The organism is Marinobacter halodurans (assembly GCF_004327985.1).
Taxonomy (GTDB): domain Bacteria; phylum Pseudomonadota; class Gammaproteobacteria; order Pseudomonadales; family Oleiphilaceae; genus Marinobacter_A; species Marinobacter_A halodurans.
On the sequence record NZ_SJDL01000103.1, the window covers coordinates 1 to 2,605 of the forward strand.

Annotated in this window: 4 protein-coding genes; 3 read left to right on the forward strand and 1 reads right to left on the reverse strand. The window is 46.0% G+C overall.

Annotated features, from left to right (window positions below; translation table 11 throughout):
* The 3 genes from EZI54_RS24685 to EZI54_RS23475 form a co-directional block, all read left to right on the forward strand.
* On the forward strand, window positions 1-587 hold a 587-nt coding region (locus tag EZI54_RS24685; RefSeq protein ID WP_207389332.1), incomplete at its 5' end, for a hypothetical protein.
* Window positions 574-948 (forward strand): hypothetical protein, encoded by a 375-nt coding sequence (locus EZI54_RS23465; protein WP_131484278.1) that lies wholly within the window; start codon window positions 574-576, stop codon window positions 946-948. The genes EZI54_RS24685 and EZI54_RS23465, both read left to right, overlap by 14 nt.
* Before the next feature lie 347 nt (window positions 949-1,295).
* Window positions 1,296-1,694, forward strand: a complete 399-nt coding sequence (locus EZI54_RS23475) for a DUF6911 family protein (RefSeq protein WP_131484280.1) — start codon at window positions 1,296-1,298, stop codon at window positions 1,692-1,694.
* A 335-nt stretch (window positions 1,695-2,029) separates the two neighbouring features.
* Here the strand turns inward: EZI54_RS23475 and EZI54_RS23480 are convergent, their stop codons facing one another.
* A complete protein-coding gene (locus EZI54_RS23480; protein WP_131484281.1) occupies window positions 2,030-2,206 on the reverse strand; it encodes a DUF1328 domain-containing protein in 177 nt (58 codons plus the stop codon).
* Between the last annotated feature and the right edge of the window lie 399 nt (window positions 2,207-2,605).

The window sequence follows — 2,605 nt, forward strand, 5'->3', positions numbered from 1 at the left end:
ATGTGGGTCTGCTTACCCATCTGGGCAAGATGGTTAAGGCGTTTGGTAAAGCCGTTCGGAAACAGCGCCTGAGGCGCATCTGGCGTGATGCTGACCTGCACCGTCAAACCCTTCTTGAGGATACGGCGCCCAGTCGGGTGGATGGGCTTGAACTGAAGGCAGCTGACACTGTTCCAAACAAAGTTGATGATGTAGCGAGAGCTGTTACAAGAGATCAATCTTGGTTTGACGATGTTGCTTTTAATGCAACAAGAAATCCTGACAGTAATAGGCTTGTATTGGGTCATTTCGCACGAGAAGGAACAAGTTATCAAAAGGTTGCTTCGCATTATGAGGCAAGCTATTTCAAAGTTGATGATTGGAATTCTGTGACGAAAGGGCTCTCTAATGATGAGATTTGGCGGATTAACGAGACTTTCCTAGACCAGCAGGTTATGCAAGGGAAACAAGTTTTGTTCTCACATAACCCATTAGAGGCAAGGCCAAGTTCTTTCTTTGAGCGAGAGGTTAATTATCTCCAAGATCTTGGCTATAAGTTCAACCAGAAGAATCAGTGGACATGGGAGGCTATTTATGAGCCAGAATAATATTCCATCAAAAGAGAATTTTTTAAGGGCTAAAGCAGCCATGAGAAAAGATGATCATGGCTTAAGTGAAGTTCGTGAAAGGATTCTAGCTCAATTAAAGAGTAAAGGGCTTCACGAATTTATGGTTCTTTATTCTCGCAAAACAGATACTTTTGGGGCATACGTTTTTTATGAGATGGATAATCAAATTAGCGAAGCTGCTGAGTCGGGGCTATCTGGAGAGATTAAATCTTTGGTGATTGACGAGTTGGAAAGAGTAGGTCGCGGTTCTAAGGAAAGTATCAAGATTAACTTTGAGTTTGATAGCCATGAAAACGTACTGAAGAACTATGAAGGTGATTACTATAATCGACTTCGTTAAGTTGTAATCTGTTGTTCCAAAAAGCAAAACCTTACCGAGGTCCGCTGTTCCAGAATATCACTTGGGTAACTACACCGATGGTATTGCGGTTAATAGACAGGTTTCAGGCGACGAGATCTTCTACAAGTATCTGGTTTAACAGGTGCAGTCTTAGGTATGTCTCAAAACGATGATGGCAATTGGGTTTGTGCGATACACATTGTAGATACTGACGAATCATGGGATATTCGAGAATCTGAACTAGTGTCGACCGCTAAATTTATGAATAGGTCTGATTTTTATGACGAGAATGATGCAGCGAGTGTTGAGGTGGATCCCGTTATGGGAGAAGGAAAGCTGAAAGGGTAATGTTTTCATTTTCTTGGGTAATCGGAAGTGGTGAAAATGCACAAGGTGGCAACACTAATGATGTGCAGCTAGAAAGCGTTCTGGAAACTGTCGACTTGATTTTAGAAAAATCAGGCTCGCTGACATTGGATATGGTTGATGGTGATCAAATAGGCCCGGAAAGCTTACAGGTGGAAACTGACGGGAGTAAGTCAGTTATTTCGCTTGGGGAAAATACCAGCGATGATTATATTGTTCGAACCTTTACAAATACGAGTGGATTGGCCAACGATGAAACAGTCTCTATTCTTGGCAATGAGTGGGACTTAAGGCTAGTTTGCAAGGATTCTGGGATAGTAAAGGCGATCATTAAGGAGTTTCTTTCAACAGGAAATGTATCTAGGGATTTACTGAGTTGAGTCAGTTGTTCCAGGCACCGTGAAACCAAATCCAAAGACCAGGTTGCCAAGAACAAACGGGTACTGGGATAGTGAGCCTCGAAATGGTTTCTGGTACTCCAATATTGACGAAGTAAATGCCATTACCGGAGGAAAGCCCATCGAGTTTGTAAATGGGCGACCCGTGTTTACTCCTTGGGCGAAGGGGCAAGTGAGATGGAAGTAAAGCGGACTTTTATGCAGGCGATCTCCAATGACCTGCCCACCCCCACCATTATCCAGTCGAACCGTGCCATAGAAGTGGCCGGCTCCTATAGGCTGCCCTAATAGGAGCTGGCCGGATCCGCTATGTCACGTCATGGGCGCGGTCCCCGGCCGCGAAAAATGTTGACCAGGACCGAGACCACCAGCAGCACCAGAAAGATAAAGAACAGGATCTTGGCAAAACCTGCCGCTGTACCAGCGATGCCGCCGAAGCCGAGTATGCCGGCAATGATGGCGATGACCAGACAAACCAGAGCCCAATACAGCATAACGAATCCTCCTTTCCTCAAGCCTTTTTGCCAACGCGGTGATCGCAGGCAAACCAGCTGAATGTCCATGTGTGCCCATTCAACGTTGCACAGGGTATGGCACAGGGCAAACAGCCAGCTTCACCCAACATCAAGAATCCTCAGTAAATCGCTGAAAACAAATGCTAAATAGGGATTATTAGGGTTCCGTCACCTTGCGTTAATACGGCGGATCTCCAAAAATACCGGGCAAGCCCGGACACCGGCGCTTCAGGCCGGTATCATCGGGAAACAAAGCCTTCCAGGGAACCAGAATGCGAGCAGTAGACAGGCCAGCGCTACCGACCGGTTTTCAGGTCATCCATGCCAACAAGCTGGAAGATCTGCGTGCGGTGACGGTGGAACTTATTCGCACGTTTC